The sequence below is a fragment of the Mycobacterium sp. WMMD1722 genome, assembly GCF_049315205.1.
GTDB lineage: Bacteria > Actinomycetota > Actinomycetes > Mycobacteriales > Mycobacteriaceae > Mycobacterium.
This window is the reverse complement of the sequence record NZ_CP186056.1, coordinates 5,048,045-5,067,460: the sequence shown is the minus strand read 5'-3', so window position 1 is coordinate 5,067,460 and position 19,416 is coordinate 5,048,045. Positions and strand designations below refer to the sequence as shown.

Annotated in this window: 20 protein-coding genes; 9 read left to right on the top strand and 11 right to left on the bottom strand. The window is 68.9% G+C overall.

Annotated features, from left to right (window positions below):
* Positions 1-111 precede the first annotated feature (111 nt).
* Positions 112-948, bottom strand: coding sequence for an N-acetyl-1-D-myo-inositol-2-amino-2-deoxy-alpha-D-glucopyranoside deacetylase (gene mshB, locus ACN27E_RS24640; RefSeq protein ID WP_422745514.1), 837 nt, complete (start codon positions 946-948; stop codon positions 112-114).
* A 28-nt stretch (positions 949-976) separates the two neighbouring features.
* Complete coding sequence (locus ACN27E_RS24635; RefSeq protein WP_422745513.1) at positions 977-1,537, bottom strand: hypothetical protein; 561 nt, start codon at positions 1,535-1,537, stop codon at positions 977-979.
* A gap of 184 nt (positions 1,538-1,721) precedes the next feature.
* Here ACN27E_RS24635 and ACN27E_RS24630 point away from each other — a divergent pair, with 184 nt between their 5' ends.
* Entirely contained in the window at positions 1,722-2,768 is a 1,047-nt protein-coding gene (locus ACN27E_RS24630) for a class I SAM-dependent methyltransferase (RefSeq protein ID WP_422745512.1), read from the top strand.
* A gap of 10 nt (positions 2,769-2,778) precedes the next feature.
* On the opposite strand, the gene ACN27E_RS24625 is transcribed toward ACN27E_RS24630, so the two are convergent.
* Positions 2,779-3,744: a phytanoyl-CoA dioxygenase family protein gene (locus ACN27E_RS24625; protein ID WP_422745510.1), complete on the bottom strand. Its 966-nt coding sequence runs from the start codon at positions 3,742-3,744 to the stop codon at positions 2,779-2,781.
* A gap of 126 nt (positions 3,745-3,870) precedes the next feature.
* Here ACN27E_RS24625 and ACN27E_RS24620 point away from each other — a divergent pair, with 126 nt between their 5' ends.
* Complete coding sequence (locus tag ACN27E_RS24620; RefSeq protein ID WP_422745508.1) at positions 3,871-4,914, top strand: class I SAM-dependent methyltransferase; 1,044 nt, start codon at positions 3,871-3,873, stop codon at positions 4,912-4,914.
* A 12-nt stretch (positions 4,915-4,926) separates the two neighbouring features.
* On the opposite strand, the gene purU is transcribed toward ACN27E_RS24620, so the two are convergent.
* A complete protein-coding gene (purU, locus tag ACN27E_RS24615; protein ID WP_422750096.1) occupies positions 4,927-5,772 on the bottom strand; it encodes a formyltetrahydrofolate deformylase in 846 nt (281 codons plus the stop codon).
* A gap of 274 nt (positions 5,773-6,046) precedes the next feature.
* Positions 6,047-7,513, bottom strand: a complete 1,467-nt coding sequence (locus tag ACN27E_RS24610; RefSeq protein WP_422745507.1) for a hypothetical protein — start codon at positions 7,511-7,513, stop codon at positions 6,047-6,049.
* A gap of 648 nt (positions 7,514-8,161) precedes the next feature.
* Here ACN27E_RS24610 and ACN27E_RS24605 point away from each other — a divergent pair.
* Both ACN27E_RS24605 and ACN27E_RS24600 read left to right on the top strand, forming a co-directional pair.
* On the top strand, positions 8,162-9,307 hold the full coding sequence (locus tag ACN27E_RS24605) for a hypothetical protein (RefSeq protein ID WP_422745505.1): 1,146 nt from the start codon (positions 8,162-8,164) through the stop codon (positions 9,305-9,307).
* Positions 9,308-9,346: 39 nt separating this feature from the next.
* Complete coding sequence (locus tag ACN27E_RS24600; protein ID WP_422745503.1) at positions 9,347-10,570, top strand: chloride channel protein; 1,224 nt, start codon at positions 9,347-9,349, stop codon at positions 10,568-10,570.
* Here ACN27E_RS24600 and ACN27E_RS24595 read toward each other — a convergent pair.
* Positions 10,559-12,442 carry an ABC transporter family substrate-binding protein gene (locus ACN27E_RS24595; protein WP_422745502.1) on the bottom strand — a complete coding sequence of 628 codons (1,884 nt, stop codon included), beginning with the start codon at positions 12,440-12,442 and terminating at the stop codon, positions 10,559-10,561. The two genes, ACN27E_RS24600 and ACN27E_RS24595, sit on opposite strands and share 12 nt — an antisense overlap.
* 34 nt (positions 12,443-12,476) lie before the next feature.
* Positions 12,477-14,378, bottom strand: a complete 1,902-nt coding sequence (gene typA / locus ACN27E_RS24590; protein WP_422745501.1) for a translational GTPase TypA — start codon at positions 14,376-14,378, stop codon at positions 12,477-12,479.
* Positions 14,379-14,503: 125 nt separating this feature from the next.
* On the opposite strand from typA, the gene ACN27E_RS24585 reads away from it, so the two are divergent.
* Both ACN27E_RS24585 and ACN27E_RS24580 read left to right on the top strand, forming a co-directional pair.
* Positions 14,504-14,671, top strand: a complete 168-nt coding sequence (locus ACN27E_RS24585) for a hypothetical protein (protein ID WP_422745499.1) — start codon at positions 14,504-14,506, stop codon at positions 14,669-14,671.
* Between the two features lie 87 nt (positions 14,672-14,758).
* Entirely contained in the window at positions 14,759-15,031 is a 273-nt protein-coding gene (locus ACN27E_RS24580) for a hypothetical protein (RefSeq protein ID WP_422745498.1), read from the top strand.
* Here ACN27E_RS24580 and ACN27E_RS24575 read toward each other — a convergent pair.
* A complete protein-coding gene (locus tag ACN27E_RS24575) occupies positions 15,028-15,420 on the bottom strand; it encodes a (deoxy)nucleoside triphosphate pyrophosphohydrolase (RefSeq protein ID WP_422745497.1) in 393 nt (130 codons plus the stop codon). The genes ACN27E_RS24580 and ACN27E_RS24575 overlap by 4 nt on opposite strands.
* 27 nt (positions 15,421-15,447) lie before the next feature.
* Between ACN27E_RS24575 and ACN27E_RS24570 the strand changes: the two genes are divergently transcribed.
* A complete protein-coding gene (locus ACN27E_RS24570) occupies positions 15,448-15,732 on the top strand; it encodes a 4a-hydroxytetrahydrobiopterin dehydratase (protein WP_422745496.1) in 285 nt (94 codons plus the stop codon).
* On the opposite strand, the gene ACN27E_RS24565 is transcribed toward ACN27E_RS24570, so the two are convergent.
* Positions 15,677-16,870 (bottom strand): mannosyltransferase, encoded by a 1,194-nt coding sequence (locus ACN27E_RS24565; RefSeq protein ID WP_422750095.1) that lies wholly within the window; start codon positions 16,868-16,870, stop codon positions 15,677-15,679. The genes ACN27E_RS24570 and ACN27E_RS24565 overlap by 56 nt on opposite strands.
* A 169-nt stretch (positions 16,871-17,039) precedes the next feature.
* Here ACN27E_RS24565 and ACN27E_RS24560 point away from each other — a divergent pair, with 169 nt between their 5' ends.
* Both ACN27E_RS24560 and ACN27E_RS24555 read left to right on the top strand, forming a co-directional pair.
* The gene (locus ACN27E_RS24560; protein WP_422745494.1) at positions 17,040-17,534 is read left to right on the top strand and encodes a hypothetical protein; all 495 of its coding nucleotides are present in this window, start codon (positions 17,040-17,042) and stop codon (positions 17,532-17,534) included.
* 31 nt (positions 17,535-17,565) lie between these two features.
* Positions 17,566-18,534 carry a hypothetical protein gene (locus tag ACN27E_RS24555; protein ID WP_422745492.1) on the top strand — a complete coding sequence of 323 codons (969 nt, stop codon included), beginning with the start codon at positions 17,566-17,568 and terminating at the stop codon, positions 18,532-18,534.
* Positions 18,535-18,614: 80 nt separating this feature from the next.
* Here ACN27E_RS24555 and ACN27E_RS24550 read toward each other — a convergent pair whose 3' ends face one another.
* Complete coding sequence (locus ACN27E_RS24550; protein WP_193047648.1) at positions 18,615-18,761, bottom strand: DUF1059 domain-containing protein; 147 nt, start codon at positions 18,759-18,761, stop codon at positions 18,615-18,617.
* 48 nt (positions 18,762-18,809) lie between these two features.
* Positions 18,810-19,388, bottom strand: a complete 579-nt coding sequence (locus ACN27E_RS24545) for an HhH-GPD-type base excision DNA repair protein (protein ID WP_422745490.1) — start codon at positions 19,386-19,388, stop codon at positions 18,810-18,812.
* Positions 19,389-19,416 lie beyond the last annotated feature (28 nt).

The following is a 19,416-nucleotide window of genomic DNA, read 5'->3' as shown; positions in this document are numbered from 1 at the left end:
GGAAGTTGTCGAGGCGGTCCTGCCAATGCTGCAGATTGGGGTCGAGGTCGGGGTCCATGAGAGTCCCTTCGGCGTCGCTGGATGACGGCAGCGTACCCCGAGCGGCAGCAGCTAGACCAGATCCAGTCCGGCGAGCAGATCGTCGCCGGAACCGGGCGGGCCCGACACCTGGATGTAGTGCTCCTCGGCGAGGACCGGCATCGCGATGTTGTTCGACAACGCCAGCGAACGACCATCGGGTGCCACCGACACCTGCGTCGCATGCGCGCGCAGCGCCGCCACCTTGGCCGCCAGACTCGCGGCCACGTCGATCACCACGTCGATGCGGTCGTCGGGATAGCCGAACGGCACCTCGTCGACGCTGATCCGCGTCCATTCCGGGGGGAGTTCACCCAGGTCGCGGAGACCGGATGCGATGGCCGACGTCGCCGAGACGGTCCAGCAGACCCTCGGCACCGCCCAGCGGGCCGCGTCCACGGCCGCGGTGGTGACGCGGTGGGTCTGGATGTGGTCCGGATGGCCGTACCCACCGTCGGGGTCGTAGGTCACCACGACATGTGGCCGGAAGTCGTCGATCACCCCGGCGAGCGCACCCGCGGCGTCGGGAAGAGGGGCGTCGACGAAGCGGCGGTGCCGCCGGGGTGGCGTGCCCGCCATCCCGGAGTCACGCCAATGACCGGGGCCGCCGAGAAAATGGGGTTCGCCGGCACCGAGCGCCTCGAGCGCCCGGGTGAGTTCGGAGATGCGATAGCCGCCGAGCTGATCGGCGTGGTCGACGGCGAGTTGCGCAAATCGCCGGCCGATGACCTCGCCCTCTTCGCCCAGCGTGCAGGTGACCACGCGGACCTCGGCTCCTTGCGCGGCATACCGCGCGATGGTGCCGCCCGTGGTCAGCGTCTCGTCGTCCGGGTGAGCGTGGACGAACAGCAGACGCGGACGCGTCCTCACCGGGTCAGCCGGTGAGGACACGTCGGCCTCACTTGCAGAGTTCGACGATCTGCTGACGCGTGGCGTCACCCTCGCGCAGGCGTGCGGTCTGCGCCGGATCGCTGTTGGGGACGTTGGCCAGCGCGTTCACGCCGATGTCCTGCAGCGTGTTGCCGAACTTGCGGGTCTGCTCGGCGAGATCGTCGGGGACCTCGGAGTCGAGGCTGTTGAGCAGGTACTCCCCGCCACCGATCAGGGCCAGCCGCGCGTTGCCCGCCACGGCCGCCTGCGGCACCGGATCCGGGCCGAGGTTGTTGTTCGTCTGCAGCTGCACGGCCTTGGCCACCGTGTCGAAGGCGGTGCACACCCGCTGCTTCGGGTCACCCGGCAGCGTGTTGCCGGCGGCGGACGACGACGAGTCCTTGCTGAGCAGCGACCAGGCCGACAGTGCGATCGCGACCACGGCCAGCACCAGCGCCGCCGGAGCCAGCCACTTCGGTGCGGGCCGCTCCACCGCGACGGGCGTCCGGCCCACCGCCGAACTGCCCGACAGCTTGTCTCGCCCGGAGGTCGTCTCGGTCTTGGGATCTGCTTCATTGGAATCCGGCATGGGGTGAATACTAACCGTCGGCCCGGCGCTGTCGACCTTCGCGTGCCCGCTTCCGCGGCCCGGGAACTGTTTGCTCGAGGGTCTGTCACGGCCGGACGGCGACACGCTATGGTGAGCGGTCAGGCGGGCTGCCCGCCTGCCCCCGTCGGCCACCCGCCACAGCACCCGCCACAGAAGGAGCCCGGTGACGAGCCCGCCTCTGCGACAGTACGATTCGCGTCGCCTCCATGAAGCAATGGCCCGCCGCCTGCATCGTCGCGGCGAGGCGCGGGGTGAGATCGTCATTCCTGCCGTACCGGGCATGCTCGACGTCTACGTCCGGATGTGTGAGACGACGTTCGCCAGCGTCGGTGCGCCGTTCAGCGCCGAGCAACTCGAACATCTGCGGGTCGCGCTGGAAAGTCAGCTGGTCGAGGCGTACCAGGCGACCCAGCGGTCGGACATCGTGATCAGCTGGCACTGCCCCGTCGGCACCACGTTGAACTACCACATCCAGCCTCGCTGGCGGACCATCGCCGAGACCTACGACGACTGGATCGCCACCCGCGAACCACCGCTGTTCGGCACCAAGCCCGATGCCAGAGTGTGGGACCTGGCCAGCGAAGCCACCGATCCTAAAAGGTTCTCGATCCTCGATATCGGCGCCGGCACCGGACGCAACGCGTTGGCGCTCGCCCGGCGCGGCCATCCGGTCGACGTGGTCGAGGTCAACGAGAAATTCGTCGACATGATCCGTGCGGAGGCGCAGAAAGAACAGTTGCGGATGGGTCTGATCCAGCGCGACGTGTTCGCCACGGAGGCCGACGATCTCGACGACGACTACGACCTGATCATCCTGTCGGAGGTGGTCGCCGAATTCCGCACCACAGAACAGCTCCGGGCGTTGTTCCAGCTGGCGTCCGACCGCCTCGTTCCCGGTGGGCATCTGGTGTTCAACACCTTCATGGCCGCCCACAACTACACCCCCGACGAAGCGGTCATCCAGCTGGGTGAGCAGATGTACACCCGGATCTTCACCTACCCCGAGATGGCCGCAGCGGCAGCCGATCTACCGCTCGAGCAGATATCCGACGAGTCGGTCTTCGACTACGAGCAGGCCCATCTACCCGCGGGCGGGTGGCCGCCCACCGGCTGGTATCCGGAATGGGTCAGCGGACAGGACGTCTTCGCCCTGCCGCGTGAACAATGCCCGATCGACATGCGCTGGCTGGTCTACCAGAAGCAGGCCTGACCGACCCCGTTCAGAAGATGCTGAGGGTCACGGGCTGCGGCTCCGTCGACCCGGCCGGACCGACGATCGGCGTCACGGCGGGAGCCGCGCCGGCGGTCACGCCCGGCATGAACCGCTGGTAGAGCGATGTGGCCATCGCCGCCACATCGTCGGTCAGCGGGTACATGTGCCGATACTGGAGCGCCTGCTTGCCGATCAGGCCCAGCCGCTCGGTGAACGTCGGCATCCGGTGCGGGTCGAGCAGCGGGCTGTTGAAGGGTGCGCAGTCACCGCGCTGGAATTCGAAAGCCGCGCTGATCCGCGGGGCGGTGCCCAGTCGGCTGCCACGTCCACCCCAGTGCAGGACAGCCTGGTTCCACGCGAGCAGGCTGCCTCCGGTGGCCGGGAGCGCCCGAATGTCCTGGGGGTTGTACACCACGTTGTTGTCGTGGCCGTCCCACCGGCGCTCGACGAAGCGTTGGTCCCGGTGCGCCGGCAGCACGTACATACAGCCGTTGAGCGGCGTGGCGTCGGTGAAGGGCAGCCACACGGTCAGCGTCTGCGGCGAATTGTCGTCGTCGATGGTCGGTTGCACGCGGTCGCGGTGCGGACCCCATCCGGCCGAGCCCTCGTTGGGTTTGACGTGCCACACCCAGAAGTCGGGCAGAGCGCGGTAGTCCTCCCCCAGCGCGGTCGACAAGAACCGCGAAAGACTCTGGAATGCCAGCCAGGGCTCGTCGTAGACGAAGGCGAAGGGCAACGGGATACCGCACTGGAACAGGGTGGAGACCGCGCTGCGAATGGGGGCGATGCGCGCCTCGGAGAGCGCGTCGGCCACCTGGATGTAGCCTTCGCGCTGCAGGACCGGGATCAACTCGTCCGGGTCGCCGACCGCGGCAGGCGCAGCGGTGCTGTCCCCCTCAATCGTGAGGCCGGGGCACAGCTCACGCCAGAAGTCGCGCTGCTCGGCCTGCTGGGCGGAAAGTATTGACTGCATCCGCCGATGATACCGCCGGCCGGGCTTCATTCGAACCCCGCGAGGGGCCTCAACTGGGATTTCGCGGTGCCGCAACGCGCCTCATCCGCTGGCGTTTGCGAAGCGGGTCCGGTAGAAGAAGGGGTGATGGACATACAAGCCCCGGAACCAGTGACACAGGCCCAGCTGCGGGCGGCCATGACACACCGGCTGTTGCGCCGATCGGTGTCGAGGGGAGAGATCACGCTACCCGCCGCACCGGGGATGATCGACGAATACGTGACGATGTGCGAGAACCTCTTCGCCGCCGCCGGTTCGCCGTTCAACAGCGAGCAGCGCGACCACCTTCGGACTGTGTTACAGGGCCAGCTCGACCGGGCCTACGAGGTGTCGCCGCGGTCCAACATCGTGATCACGTATCACTCGCCGGTCGGAACGGCGTTGAACTACAACGTCAACGGCCAGTGGTGGACCGTCGAGGGCGCGTACGAGAACTGGATCAGTACCCGCAAGCCCCCGCTGTTCGGTACCCATCCCGATGCCCGGGTCTGGGCGGTGGCCAACGAAGACGCAGATCTCGCAACGCATCACGTGCTCGACATCGGTGCGGGCACCGGCCGCAATGCGCTGGCGCTGGCGCGTAAAGGTTTCCCGGTCGACGTCGTGGAACTGACGCCGAAGTTCGCGGAGATGATCCGCGAGAGCGCGACGGAGGAGTCGCTGAACGTCCGGGTGATCCAGCGCGACGTCTTCGACACTCTCGACGATCTACGCCAGGACTATCAGTTGATCTTCCTGTCGGAGGTGGTGTCGGACTTCCGGTCGACCGACCATCTCCGCGGCCTCTTTCATCTGGCGGCACATTGCCTCGCTCCGGGGGGTCGGCTGCTGTTCAACGCATTCCTGGCGCGACCGGGTTACACCCCCGACAACGCCGCGCGCGAACTCGGGCAGCAGATGTACACCAGCGTGTTCACGGTGGAGGAGATGAGCCGGGCCGTACACGGCTATCCGTTCCAGTTGGAGTCCGACCACTCCGTGTACGACTACGAGAAGGCCAACATCCCAGCGGAATTCTGGCCGCCGACCAGCTGGTACGAGGACTGGACCACGGGCCGGGACCTGTTCGACGTCCCCCGTGAGGAGTGCCCGATCGACATGAGGTGGCTGGTCTTCCGCAAGACCGTCTAACCAGCAGACGCGCTAGAAGACGATCGTCTGGTTCCCGTGCCGGATGATGCGGTCTTCGCAATGCCACGACACCGCCCGGGACAACACCGCACGTTCGACGTCGGCCCCGAGGCGGACCAGGTCGTCGACCCCGTGCCGGTGGTCCACCCGGACCACGTCCTGTTCGATGATCGGACCCTCGTCGAGTTCTGCCGTGACGTAATGCGCCGTGGCACCAACCAGTTTCACCCCGCGTTCCTTGGCTCGACGATAGGGTGCGGCGCCGATGAAGGCGGGCAGGAACGAGTGGTGGATGTTGATCAGCGGGCAGCCGACCTCCTCGAGGAAGTTCGACGTGATGATCTGCATGTAGCGGGCCAGCACCACCAGATCGACGTTGCCGCGCAACAGATCCAGCATGCGGCCTTCGGCCTCTTCGCGGATGTCCTTGCGCGCGGGCACATGGATGAACGGAACCCCGAACGGACGCACCTGGTCGGCCAGATCGGCGTGATTGGCGATCACCATCGCCACCGACATCTCCAGTTCCCCGCGACGGTTGCGCCACAACAGATCCAGCAGACAGTGGTCTTCCTTGGACGCCAGGATGGCGACCCGCTTGGGTTTGGCGGCCTCGGTCAGCCGGAAGTCGATCTCGAACTTGGTGGCCACCTGGTCGACGAACGAGCGTTCCAGTTCATCGCGCGCTGCGGCCAGACCCGGTAGGTGAAAGATGGTGCGCTGCATGAAGGTTCCACCGGTCTGCCGGGTGGAATGCTGGTCGAGCGACACGATGTTGGCGCCCGCGCCGGCCAGGAAGGCGCTCACCGCCGCCACCAGCCCCGGCCGGTCTGCGCAGCGCAGGAGCAACCGGCCCATGTCTTTCACGGGCAGCGACGTGTGGGCGGCCGGGTTCTGACCCACCGTGCCACCCAAGACGTTCGTATCGGTTCCGGCGGTCATGACTCCCCCACTAGTGTCCGCGTCCTCGAACGAGCTTAACGAACTCACAACGCAGAACACCGGGCCCACGAATGGGCCCGGTGTCTGATGTTCACTGCTTGTGCGGTGACCCGGAGGTGTCGGTACTGGACGCGACACCTCCGGGGTTGACCCGCGTGGAACCCGCTAGCGAGTTCCGGGAGGTGACGGACTAGCCAGCCGACACGCCGCCACCGGCGCCACCGGCGCCACCGGCGCCAGCCTTACCAGCCGCACCGGAGCCGGGGGTGGTGCCGGCCGCGCCGCCCGTGCCACCCGCGACGCCGGAGGCACCGGCGCTACCGGCCGTGCCATCGCCGCTGGCGCCGCCAGCGCCGCCCTTGCCGCCCTTGCCCGCGTCGCCGCCCTTGCCGCTCGAGGCCTGGACCGCGGCCGGGTCCACCAGGTTGAAGCCACCCTGGCCGCCTGCGCCACCGGGGCCACCCTGGCCGCCAGCGCCACCGTTGCCACCGGGGCCGGCCACGCCGCCACCGGTCAGGAACGGAATGAAGCCGCCGCCGCCGGCCGCGCCACCGTTGCCACCGTTGCCACCATCGGCACCGTTGCCACCCTTACCGCCGTCGCCTCCGACGCCGCCGGCACCGAGGAGGTTGTTCGCGCCAGCGCCACCGGCACCGCCCGCGCCACCGTTCGCGCCAGCGCCACCGACACCGCCGGCGCCGCCGTTACCGCCGAAGCCGAAGAGGAAGCCACCGGCACCGCCGGCGCCGCCGCTGGCACCGTTGCCGCCGTTAGCCGTCGAGTTCGCACCGTCGCCACCGTTACCGCCAGCGCCGCCACCGATACCACCAGCGCCACCGACACCGCCGTTGCCGCCGCCGCCGAGCGCATCGCCGCCGAGGCCGCCGACGAGACCGGCTCCACCGACGGCGCCATCGCCACCGTTACCGCCGGCCGTGCTGCCGTTGCCGCCGGCGCCGAGGCCATTGGGGCCGGTGAAGCCGGTGACGCCATCGCCACCATCCTGGGGCACACCGCCGACGACAACGCCGTTGGCGCCGGGCACCAGGTTCGGAAGAGCAGTCGGGTTGCGGCCGTCACGACCGGCGCCACCGACGCCGCCGTTGCCACCGTTGCCGAACAGGAAGGAGGCGTTGCCGCCGTTGCCACCGTTGGAGGGCTCCACCGCGGCACCCGTGGCGATGTCGTAGCCGCCGAAGCCGCCGTCGCCACCGTTGCCACCGTCACCGAAGAAGAAGCCGGCGTCGCCGCCGTTGCCACCGTTGGTCCACGACTTGGTGACCGGGTCGTAGAGGGCGTCGCCGCCGTCGCCACCGGAACCGATGAACAGACCGCCGTTGCCGCCATCCTGGCCGGGCAGGCCGTCAGCACCGTTGCCGATGAAGATGTTCAGGATCGGGATGGCACCGAAGATGTCGAGGAAGCTGTTGCTGATCGAGGTGACCGGGGTCAGCAGGGCCAGCGGCGAGCCGAAGGAATCGCCGAAGAAGGCCAGGCCGTCGCCGAAGAAATCGAACTGGGTGGGAGCGGAAACCACCGGGGCGGCCTGCGCGGCCGGAGCGGCCAGCAGAGTCGCGGCCGGGGCACCCAGAACGAGGCCGGCACCACCGATGGCGGCAGCGGTCGCGAGGAGCGGACGCTTGGTTGAGTTGGACATGTAGTTCATCCCCCTTACGGATGAGAGCTGCTGAATGAGCACCAGCAACGTAGCACCGCGCAAGTCTTGGGCGCACTAACTTTCCAGGCGGATCCGGCGGTTTACTTGCATGCGCAACTAGTCGGAGTTTCCTCCCGCAATGAGATTCTGAGAGACCTGAACATTGCTGACAGGTTCGTCTCAGCGTGGGTTTGCCGGACATTTAGGCAGGTCAGAACGTTTTGACGGTGATGCATGTGATGATGCTGTGATCTCTGTGGAGAGTGTGGAAGCGATGCGGGTCAGCCGCTTCTCAGCCTCCGCTCAGCTTTCAAATTCGCTTGCGCGCTATCTGAACCCAGGGTTAACGGCGCGATACTTGACTCCGGAACAAGATCGCGACCGACAGCTGACTTCGGAGTAGCAAACCGCGGGGCCGACCCCTCGAACCCCCGGCAGCGGCGATCGGCCGGAAGTTTGCAAGTGTGACTGGTACTACTCATAAACCGCAGGTCACGCGGCCATCACAGGCACCTCTCAACATCGCTACCTTGTACTACCTGCAAAGACCCCCACGGAATGCGCAGGCAATGGGTCTCGAATTGGTAGCTTCTCAGGCTCCTATTAGGCTAAAGTTAAGCGATTCATAGCCTCGGGGAGGAAGGCACCATGCGCCGCACACTCGGCCCGTTCCTGGTGACAGGAGTGGTGATGGCCGGTGCCGCGGCGGTGGTGGCCAATCCGGTGGTGGTCCCCCCGTCCGATGTACGGGTGTCGGTGTCCGATATGGCGACCGGCGGCCGACCACTCGACATCCTCGATCCCGTCTTCCTCGAATCGATCGGCGCGATGCGACCCGGATGGCCCACCGCAGTGGCCACCCTCGACGCCCTGTTGGCCGATCTGGCCGATAATCCCACCTCGGTCAGCCCCCAGGTGCTCGCCGAGGCGCTGCAGCGGGCGGCCGACAGTCCGTCACCGGCGACGGGCACATCGCGTGAACAGGCGCATGATGCGGGCACCACCGCACCCCCGGTGTTGACCGATCCCACCGAGAGCACCGTCGTGGTGATGCGCGCACTCGCCAACTTGACCAGCGGCATCAACGAGGCAGCCAACACCCTGGTCGAGCAGGTGACGATGACCCCCGCGCTCATCCTGGCCCTCACCGAACGGGTGATCAGCGGCGAGTTGTCGCCGATCGAGGCGCTGCGCCGGCTGATCAACGCGCCGTTCGGCGGACAGGCGGTCATCACCGGCGACGAGCGCATCGACGCGGTCTTCCAGAACAGTGTGCTGACGCCGATCCTGGACGCCCTCAATGCCAGCACGAAGCCGCCGCTCGAGACCGGAGCCAAAGATCCCGCCCCCGGTGTCGCCCGGCAGGCGCCTGCGGAGACGTCGACATCGACCTCCGCCGCCGGGGAGCGCAGCTCGCAGGACCGTGCGGACTCGAACGACGCGCGTCGCACCGCATCCGCGGCAGATGCCCCGCAACAGCCGGTCTTGCAGTCCGGCGGCGCACCCGCAACTCCCTCCCCCGTACCCACTCAGACTCCGGGCGTCGGCAGCGGCGGACCAACCGCGCCGGCCTTCCAGAGCGATATGACCGAGGGCGTGCGTGATCGGATTCGTCAGGCCCTCGACGACATCGGCGACACCGTCAAGAGGTTGACCGGCCAGGACGATTCCGGGGCCGGCGGCGGCACCACGCCGACCACGGTCAAGGCCCCGAAGCCTGCTCAGCCCGCCGGTGGCGACGACAGCTCCGGCGGCGGCAAGGATGACGCGCCCACCAGCGGGGTCGGCCGCTAGGCCGACGTCGCACCCGGGACCCGGCGGACCTTGACGTAGATGACCCGGAGAACCCTGGAGTTCAGCTGCGCCGTCGTCATCATCGGCATCGTCGCCGGACTGGCCGGCATGGCCACCACGCTGCTGCTGCACGCCGTCGAGCACCTGGCCTATCACTATTCGTTCGGAACGCTGCTCGATGGTGTCGACAGCAGCAGCCCGCTGCGGCGGGCGCTCGCGCCGACGATCGGCGGTGCGCTGGCCGGCCTCGGGTGGTGGCTGCTGCGTCGTCGCGCGCAGGTTCCCGCACTGGCCGCGACCATCGCCGAGCACCGGCCGATTCCGCGCCTCGCCATGTCGCTCGACGCCGGTCTGCAGGTCCTGCTCGTCGGCGCCGGCGCATCGCTGGGCCGGGAGGGTGCGCCGCGCCAGCTCGCCGCCGCCGGCGGCGACGCCGCCACCTCCCGCCTGTCGCTGACCGCCCGCGACCGCGAGATCCTACTGGCCTGCGCCGCGGGCGCAGGCCTGGCCGCGGTCTACAGCGTTCCGCTCGGCGGCGCGCTGTTCGCGTCGAAGATCATGCTCGGTACCTGGCACCCGCGGGCACTGGGAACCGCACTGATCACCTCGAGCCTCGCCGTGGCGGTCGCCTCACCGGTCACCCACCTGGCGGTACCGCTGGACTGGCCGGATCCATCACTGTCGATGCTGCTGACCGTCCTCGCCTTGGCACTGGCCCCGCTGGCCGTCGCGGTGGGATCCGCGTTCGACCGGCTGACCAGTCTGGCCCGGCCCGCCGTGGCCGTGACCCGCTGGACGATCATCCCCGCCGTGGCCGCGGCCGGGCTGGCGGTGGGCATCTGTTCGGTGTGGTGGCCGGAGCTCCCGGGCAACGGCAAGAGCATCCTGAGTGTGAGCCTGGACAGCGGCATCACCCTGGCGTCCGCCGCCGCGATCCTGCTGCTCAAGCCGCTGCTGACGGCTGCGTTTCTGCGCGCGGGAGCCGTCGGTGGCCTGCTCACCCCCGCGCTGGCGACCGGCGCCGCGGCCGGTTCGCTGGTGGCGTTGGCCCTTAACGCCTGGACCGATCAGCAGCTCAGCGTCCCGGCGGTCTCGCTCACCTGCGCGGCGGGCGTCCTGGCGATCACCCAGCGGGCGCCGCTGTGGGCGGCGCTGTTCGTGTGGGAGTTGGCCAGACCGCCCTGGTGGCTGCTCATCGTGTTCGCCGTCGCGGCGTTCGCGGCGCACCGGCTACACGGCGCGGCCCGTCGGTCACTGCGGTGATTTGGCCCAGTCGCCGGCATCGCCCACGATGCCCACCGGCACCGCCCCGGACAGGCTGACGTTCCGAACATTGGGGCTCGCGGCGACGATCGTGGTGTCCTGCAGGATCGGCAGCACGGTCCACATGTTCCACAGCCGCGGTTCGACGGCGTCGATCACCTCACCGATCGGCTCCCGGCCCTCGAGCGCGGCGTCGATCTTCGGCTGGATGCTGCGATCACACACCCCGGTGATGTTGCTGGGCGCCTGCACCAGCTGCCCCGACTCCGGCGCCGGGGTGGGCGCCGACGGAAGAGTGGTGGGCGTCGACGGACGGCCCGTGGGCGGGACGGACGTCGGGGACGTCGGGGCGGGGCTGCCGGTTGTGGGTGTCGGGTCGTCGCCGTCAGGCGCCGCCGGAGCGGTCGCCACCGGCGTCGCCTCCAGCGCCGGACAGCCGTAGCGCGACGCCAGCGCCGTCGCCAGATCACCGCCGGCCTGACGCCAGCCCACCACGGCGTCGACCCGGTTGTCGAGCAGCGCCTCGCCGTAGAGCTTGACCGGATCCAGCGCGAGCACCGAGGCGTCGATACCCACGTTGCGCAACTGATCGGCGGCGGTGTTGGCAACCGCGACCGACGTCGGATCGTTGGCGGCCACGCCCAGCACCAGCGTCAAGGGGACGCCATCCCGGCTGATCTGCCCGCGAGCGGCGTCCGGGCCCGAGGCTGGCTCCTCGGCGGGCCGGTACCCCGCGTCGGCCAATAGGGCGAGCGCGGCATCGGTGCCCATCGCCGGCGGGGCGGTCGGCACGTACCCCGGATCCGACGGCGATCGCACCTGCGCCTGGGCCAGGGTGACGGTGTTGTCGTCCCCGGCGCCCACCGAGGCGAGCAAGTCGACGTCGAGCAGCCCCAGGATCGCTCTGCGCACCGCCGGGTCGGCGAGCTTCGGCTGCTGACCGCGCAGCGTCACCTGCAGCACCCTGGGCGTCACGATCCTGGCCGTCCGCACGTCGGGGATGGCACTGAGTTGGGCGAATGTCGCGGCGCCGCCGTGGACCTGCGCCACCTGGGTGTCGCCGTTGCGGATCGAGTCGGCCAGGGCCGCGGGTGCGCCCCCGCGCCGGAACAGGACGAGGTCGGGTTTGGCGGGCTCGCTCCAGTACCGGTCGTTGCGGGCCAGCAGGATCTCGTCTCGCTGCGGATCGATGGTCTCGACGCGGAACTGTCCACCGGTCACCGGCATGGCCTGCGCCAGACCGGCGCCGAAGCCGCCCGGGACGTCCTTGACGATATGGGCGGGCAGGATGTCGTTGAACAGCTCCCGCCACGCCGGATACGGCTGGGCGAAGGTGACGACCACCTGTTTGGCGCCCTCGACCGATTGGACTCCGGTGATCAGGTCGTATCCGGCCGGGTCGACCACACCGGGCTGGCTGACCATCTGACGCCACAGGTACCAGTAGTCATCGGCGCCGATCGGCGCGTTGTCGGTCCACTGCGCCTCGGGCCGGATCGTGTAGGTGACCGTGAACGGGTTCTGACCGGTCACCTCGGCCGACTCGAGCAGCGTGCGGTCCAGTTCCCACCGCGATCCGGTCGGCGACGCGGGGTCGGGCACCGGGCGGAACGAGCTCGGCAGCACCAGCGCGGCAATCGCGGCGTTGACCGGCGACTGATCCGAGAGCAGGTGGGGATTAAAGCCCGGGCCGATCGAATCGATCGCCATGATGATCTGCGTCGCCTTGACCGGCGGTGGCGGAGTGGTCTCGGTCGTCTCGGTGCTCTGCGGAGCCGGTGGGGGGCTGACGGTACAGCCCCCCAACGCCAGCACCGGTACCGAGACGAGCGCTCCGGCCAGCAGAGTGCAGCGGCGGGAGCGGATCGACACGCCACTCAGGGTATCGGCCACCCCAGGGCGGCGATCAGCCCCGCGCCTTGGCTCGCGAGCGGGCGCGAGCGCGCATCGTGGCGTCCAGCTCCACTTTGCGCACGCGGACCACCTCGGGGGTGACCTCGACGCACTCGTCCTCGGCGCAGAACTCCATGGCCTGTTCGAGGCCGAGCTCGAGGGGGCGGGCCAGCGTTTCCATCACGTCGGCGGTCGAGGACCGCATGTTGGTCAGCTTCTTCTCGCGGGTGACGTTGACGTCGAGATCCTCGGCGCGCGGGTTGATACCGACGACCTGGCCCTCGTAGGTGTCCTGTCCGGGTTCGACGAAGAACTGGCCGCGATCGGCGAGCTGGATCATCGCGAACGGCGTTACGGACCCGGAGCGGTCGGACACCAGCGATCCGGTGTGCCGGGCGCGGATCTCGCCGGCCCACGGCCGGTACCCGTCGAACACGGCGTTGGCGATGCCGGTGCCGCGGGTCAGCGTGAGGAAGTCGGTGCGGAAACCGATGAGGCCGCGGCTGGGCACGATGAAGTCCATCCGCACCCACCCGGCGGCGTGGTTGGCCATCTCCTCCATGCGGCCCTTGCGGGCGGCCATCAGCTGGGTGATGGCGCCGACGAACTCCTCCGGACAGTCGATGGTCATCGCCTCGAACGGTTCGTGCAGCTTGCCGTCGATGGTGCGGGTCACCACCTGCGGTTTTCCGACGGTCAGCTCGAATCCCTCGCGGCGCATCTGCTCGACCAGGACGGCGAGCGCGAGCTCACCTCGGCCCTGCACCTCCCAGGCGTCCGGGCGGCCGATGTCGACGACCTTGATGGACACGTTGCCGATCAGTTCGCGGTCGAGTCGATCGCGCACCATCCGCGCGGTCAGTTTGTGGCCGGACACCTTGCCGGCCAGCGGCGAGGTGTTGGTGCCGATGGTCACCGAGATCGCCGGCTCGTCGACGGTGATCCGGGGCAGCGCGTGCGCGTGTTCGGTGTCGGCCAGGGTGTCGCCGATCATGATCTCCGGCAGCCCGGCCACCGCCACGATGTCACCGGCGACGGCCTCGTCGGTCGGATTGCGCTCCACGCCGACGGTGGCCAGCAGTTCGGTGATCTTCGCGTTGGTGACCACCGGCACGCCGTCGACCTCCCGCATCCAGGCCACCTGCTGCCCCTTGCGCAGGCGTCCGTTGTAGATACGGATGAGTGCCAGGCGGCCCAGGAACGCCGACGCATCGAGGTTGGTCACCAGCGCCTGCAACGGCGCGTCGAGATCGCCGGTGGGCGGCGGGATGTGCTCGAGCAGCACATCGAAGAGCGGGTCCAGGTTCTCCCCGTCGGGGTTCTCCCCGTTGGCGGGCTGCTCGGTGCTCGCGATACCGGCCCGACCGGAGGCGTAGAGCGTCGGCAGGTCCAGCGCCTTCTCGGCCGCGGCCTGCGCTTCCTCGTCGAGGTCGGAGGCGACGTCGAGCAGCAGATCGTGGCTCTCGGAGACCACCTCGGCGATCCGGGCGTCGGGCCGGTCGGTCTTGTTGACCACCAGGATGACGGGCAGGTGCGCGGCGAGTGCCTTGCGCAGGACGAAGCGGGTCTGGGGCAGCGGGCCCTCGGAGGCGTCGACCAGCAGCAGCACACCGTCGACCATCGACAGACCGCGCTCGACCTCGCCGCCGAAGTCGGCGTGCCCGGGGGTGTCGATCACGTTGATGACGGTGGTGGTGCCGTCGGGGTGCTGGCGGTGCACGGCGGTGTTCTTGGCCAGGATGGTGATGCCCTTTTCCTTCTCCAGGTCACCGGAGTCCATCAGCCGCTCGACGGCGTCGTCACCGCGGTGAGTCAGGGCACCCGACTGCCGCAGCATCGCGTCGACCAGGGTCGTCTTGCCGTGATCGACGTGGGCCACGATGGCCACGTTGCGAAAGTCAGTCTGAGAATCCACGTAACCAAGTGTGGCAGTGGGGTTGACCGATCGCGAAATGCAGCAATCCAGGTCACATCCGGGCTCGGCCGCCGGCATGGCACAGTGGGACAGCCCGCCCCACGACCCCGGAACCTCGCTGCCACGTGAAAACCACCGACTACGCCAAGATCAAGGCGAAGAAGAAGTGCTGCCGCAGCAAGCCTCGCTGCAAGCGCTGTCCCCTCGTGCTGCACAAGGTGCAGAAGGCCGAACACCTGGGCATCCGCGGTAAGGAACTGGACAAGATCTTCAAGCAAGCGCGCAAGAGCTGAACGGCGCGAACTCCCGACACGCACACTGTGCGGGCGTACCGTTGGTGTTATCCGTCGGATCTTCTCGGTGTGGGAGGTGACGGGATCATGACGGTCTACCAGGCGCTCACCATCGCCCTGATCATCGTGCTGGCCTCGGCCGCGACGGCTGCGATCTATCTCGGACTGATGAATTGGATCGGGGCCGCCTATGTCGTGCGGTGCTCGACCTGTCATCACCTGACGGTGGCCTCGTCCAACCAGGCTCAGCCGTCCTGTCCGCACTGCCGCCATCCCGCGCTGATGCACCCGCTCTACTCGGCGCATCATCCGCGCGGCGCGGGCGGGGTACGCGTGGTCGGCGACCGGCTGAAGTATTAGCGCTGTCGCAATGCCCGCTGCAGGGCGGGTATCCACGCGCGATCGGCCGGGACCCACGGCAGGGCGGCGAGTTCGGCCGCGGAGACCCATCTGAGGTCGCGGTGGTCGATCGGCCGCACCTCGCCACCGGTGCGCTGCACCAGATAGGCGCGCAGCACCATGGATTCGGTGAGCGCCACATCCGCACCGAGGCGGTCTCCGACGATCACGTCGATCCCCAACTCCTCGCGCAGCTCGCGCGCCAGCGCCTCGGCGTCGGACTCCCCGGCAGCCGCCTTTCCGCCGGGCAGCTCCCAAAACCCGGCCAGTTCGGCGGGTCGGGCGCGCTGGGCCACCAGCAGCGCCGAATCCTCGATCAGCGCACCGGCCACCACGATCCGGACAGACATCGCTCGCGACGGTATACCGTCGAGACCATGGCTGTGCTGACCGACGAACAGGTGGACACCGCGCTGTCGGATCTGGCCGGGTGGGAGCGCGCGGACGGGGCGCTGCGCCGCTCGATCGATTTCCCGGCTTTCCTCGACGGCATCGACGCCGTCCGCCGGGTGGCCGAACACGCCGAACGCAAGGACCACCATCCGGATATCGACATCCGCTGGCGCACCGTGACTTTCGCGCTCGTCACGCACTCCGAGGGCGGAATCACCGGCAAGGATGTGGAGATGGCGCACGACATCGACGAGATCGTCGGCCGGTAGCCGCGATCCATCCGAGCGTCAGCAGCGTCGCGGCGACGTAGACCAGGCCGGCCCAGGCGAGATACCACGGGCGGCTGATCTGCCAGATCGTCGGCTGAGCGAAGCTCAGCAGCCAGGGGACGCCGACGACGGTGAGCGCCAGCCAGGTCCACCGCACCGTCCCCGCGCCCGGCTGATCGCGTAGCTGCCCGTGCCACAGCCAGATCATCAGGGGCAGCAGCCACACCCAGTGGTGGGTCCAGGAGATCGGCGAGAGCAGCAGTCCGAACAGTTGCACGATGAGGATGGCGCCGAGCCGGTCGGCGGCCCCACCGATTGCGCGCCACGCCAGGATCGCGAGCACGGCCGTCACGAGGATGCCGACGACGACCACGGGCCCGTACCCCGCGTCGTGTCCGAGCAGACGCGAGATACCGCCGCGCCAGGACTGATTGAACGAGGTGCCGATCGGCCCGACCCGGCCGGCGTCGCCGAGCAGTTCGGTGAAGTACCGGCGCGTCTGATCACCCACCACGAGAAACGACACGCCGATGGTGGCAAGAAACGTCACGGCGGAGAACACCGCGGCACCCCAGCGCCGGGCACCGACGAAGTACAGCCCCGACACCGCGGGCGTCAGCTTCACTCCCGCCGCCAGGCCGACCAGCAGACCCGACAGCCACCACCGCGAGGACAGCACCGCCCCCAGCACGGCCACCACCAGCAGCACGTTCACCTGGCCGTAGTCGAACGTGCTGCGTAGTGGTTCGAGCCAGATGCCCAGGGCGGTCCACAGCATCGCGACGCGGCGATCGCCGGGCCCACTCAGCAGCCGCTGACTCAGGCGCACCACGCCGTAGAGCGCCGCGACGATGCCCACCTGCCAGCAGAACGCCAACACACCGAACGGCACCAGCGCGAGCGGATAGAACACCACGGCGGCGAATGGCGGATAGGTGAACGGCAGCGGGAAGTCGGGCGTCTGGTCGGCGTAGACGAAGTCGTACAGCGTCCCCGGCTGGTCGATCGCGGCGGCGCCGCCGACGTAGACGTGCAGGTCCACGAAGTTCGCGCCGTTGGGCACCAGGTACGTCCACGCCAACCGACCCGCGACGCTCACCGCGAGCAGCAACGGCGCGATCGCGCCGAGACGGCGCACGAAGCCAGGTGAGGTGTCGATGCCGCCCGACTCTACTGAGCCACCGCCCGGGATCACCGCCGTCACTCACTTCCGTAACGACTCCATAAATGCCACAGCTGTCACTTGAGTAACAGCAGTAACTGCGTAGCTTCGGGCGTAGACGTGCCCTCAACGGATTGGGAGATCCATGAAACTCAGCAGGAAAATGCTCGCGACCAGCATGATCGCCGCAGCGGGAGCAGTTCCGCTCGCCGTGGCGCTCAGCACCACCGCCGCGGCGCAGCCCGCACCGACCCCGGCCATTCCGGCCATCCCGTTCCTGGACCAGCTCAGCAACGCGCCGGCGCTGCTGCAGAACCTGGCCAGCGCGCTCAGCCCGGCCGGAGCCGCGACCGGCGTCAGCCCCGCGGCGGCGCCCGCGGCACCCGCACCGGGGGCCACCGCCTCCATCACCCTGCCGCAGTCGCCGGCGTTGACCTCGCCGCTCACCTCGCCGGTCGGCAGCCCGTCGACGCTGCCCGGCATGCCGGGGGCCGCGGCCGCCAACCCGCTCGCCGCACTGATGCCGGCGGGCTCGGCGCTGACCAATCTGCTGCCCGCGGCGACGCCGGCTGCACCGGCAGCACCGGCGGCCCCGGGGGCACCCATCGGGCCGCTCTTCCCGGTCTCGGCCCTGCCCTGATCATCGCTTTCTGACCAATTCGAGGAGTGACATGTCCCCGGCTCGGACGATGTTGAGGACCACGGTCGCCGCAGGTGCATCGGCCGCACTGCTGTTCTGCAGTGCGCCGGTGCACGCCCAACCGGCACCACCGCTGCCGATCGACGCGGCGCAGGCGCCGGGGCTTCCGGCCATGGAGAGCCTCGGGCCGGTCGTGCAGCAGGCGGCGGCCGACCCGACCAATGCGGCATCGATGTTGATGGCAGCGGCGGCGGCGTTCGTCGGTGACACGGCGGCGCCGACGTCGTCGCGCGATATGGCCTCGGCCGTCAACTCGTTCGTCGCTGATCCGGCGGCGCACGTTCCGGTGCCGGGCTCCGGTCCGGGTTTGGTGGAGCATCTGCCGGCGGGAGTGAATCCGGCCTATGCGGTCGGGCCGGTACCCGAGGGCGCCGTCACTCCCCCGGCCCCGCTCCCCGCCCCGGTGCCGGCGCCTGCTCCGGACGCCGCGCCGGCTCCGGCGGCGGCGCCGGTGGCGGTGCAGGCGGCTCCCGCTCCGGCGCCGGCTCCCGGTGCGGCCACCGTGCCCGGACCGCCCGGGTTCGGTCCGGACACTCCGCCGACGCAGGACTTCATGTATCCCTCGATCAGCAACGGCTGCCTGAAAGACGGCGGAAACGTTCTCGCCACGGCGATCTCGGTGGCCGGCCCGGCGAAGATCCCGCTGCCGGGTCCGGGACCGGGTCAGACCGCCTACGTGTTCACCGCGGTCGGCACCCCCGGCCCCGCGGCCGAGCAGAAGCTGCCGCTGAACGTGACCTGGGTGAACCTGACGACCGGCAAGTCGGGTAGCGCGGCTCTCAAACCGCGGTCGGACATCAACCCCGAGGGTCCGACGACGCTGACCGCGATCGTCGACACCGGATCCGGCAGCATCATGTCGACCATCTTCGGGCAGGTGACCACCACCGAAAAGCAGTGCCAGTTCATGCCGACCATCGGATCGACGGTCGTGCCCTGACCTGAAACGGAGAAATCCCCGGTCGCCCTCAGGCGGCCGGGGATTTCTTCGTCGGTGGGTACCTCAGGTCGTGGATTACCTCAGTAGGCCATGAAGAGGATCGCGTCGCGGTCGTAGTCGCGGCCGGGGTGCGCCTCGGACAGATGCGCCTGCGCCTTCTCGACCAGGTCTTCCTCGTCCTTGCCGGTGATCGCCTCGCCGCAGGGGCAGTTCAGATGAGTCTTCATGTGTTCACCATATGCACCGGCCGACATGTGAGCCAGGGATCGGCCGGTTCAGGATTTCGCGGCCTTCGCGGCGGCCTTCATCTGTTTCTTGAACGAGCGCACCTTGTCCAGCGATCCGGCGTCGGTCACATCGGCCACCGAGCGGTACGAGCCCTCGGTGCCGTAGTCCCCGGCCGCGGCGCGCCACCCCGAGGGCGTCACGCCGTACTGCTTGCCCAGCAGCGCGAGGAAGATCTTGGCCTTCTGCTCGCCGAAGCCCGGCAGCGCCTTGAGCCGCCGAAACACCTCGGCCCCGTCGGGATCGCCGGCGGTCCACAGCGCCGCGGCGTCCCCGTCATAGCGGTCGACGACGGTCTGGGCCAGCGCCTGGATACGCTTGGCCATCGACCCCGGAAAGCGGTGCACCGCAGGGGTTCTGGCGCACAACTCGGTAAACGCCTCCGGATCGCACTCGGCGATCTCGCGGGCATCCACCCCGCCCATGCGGTCGGCGATCTTCTTGGGCCCGCCGAAGGCGACCTCCATCGGGATCTGCTGGTCGAGCAGCATGCCGACCAGCAGCGCGAACGGATTGGCCTCCAGCAGCGCATCGGCCGCCGGATCCTGGACAAGCTGCAGTTTCGCCACGTCAGCCAGTTTAAAGTGGCCGCAAAAA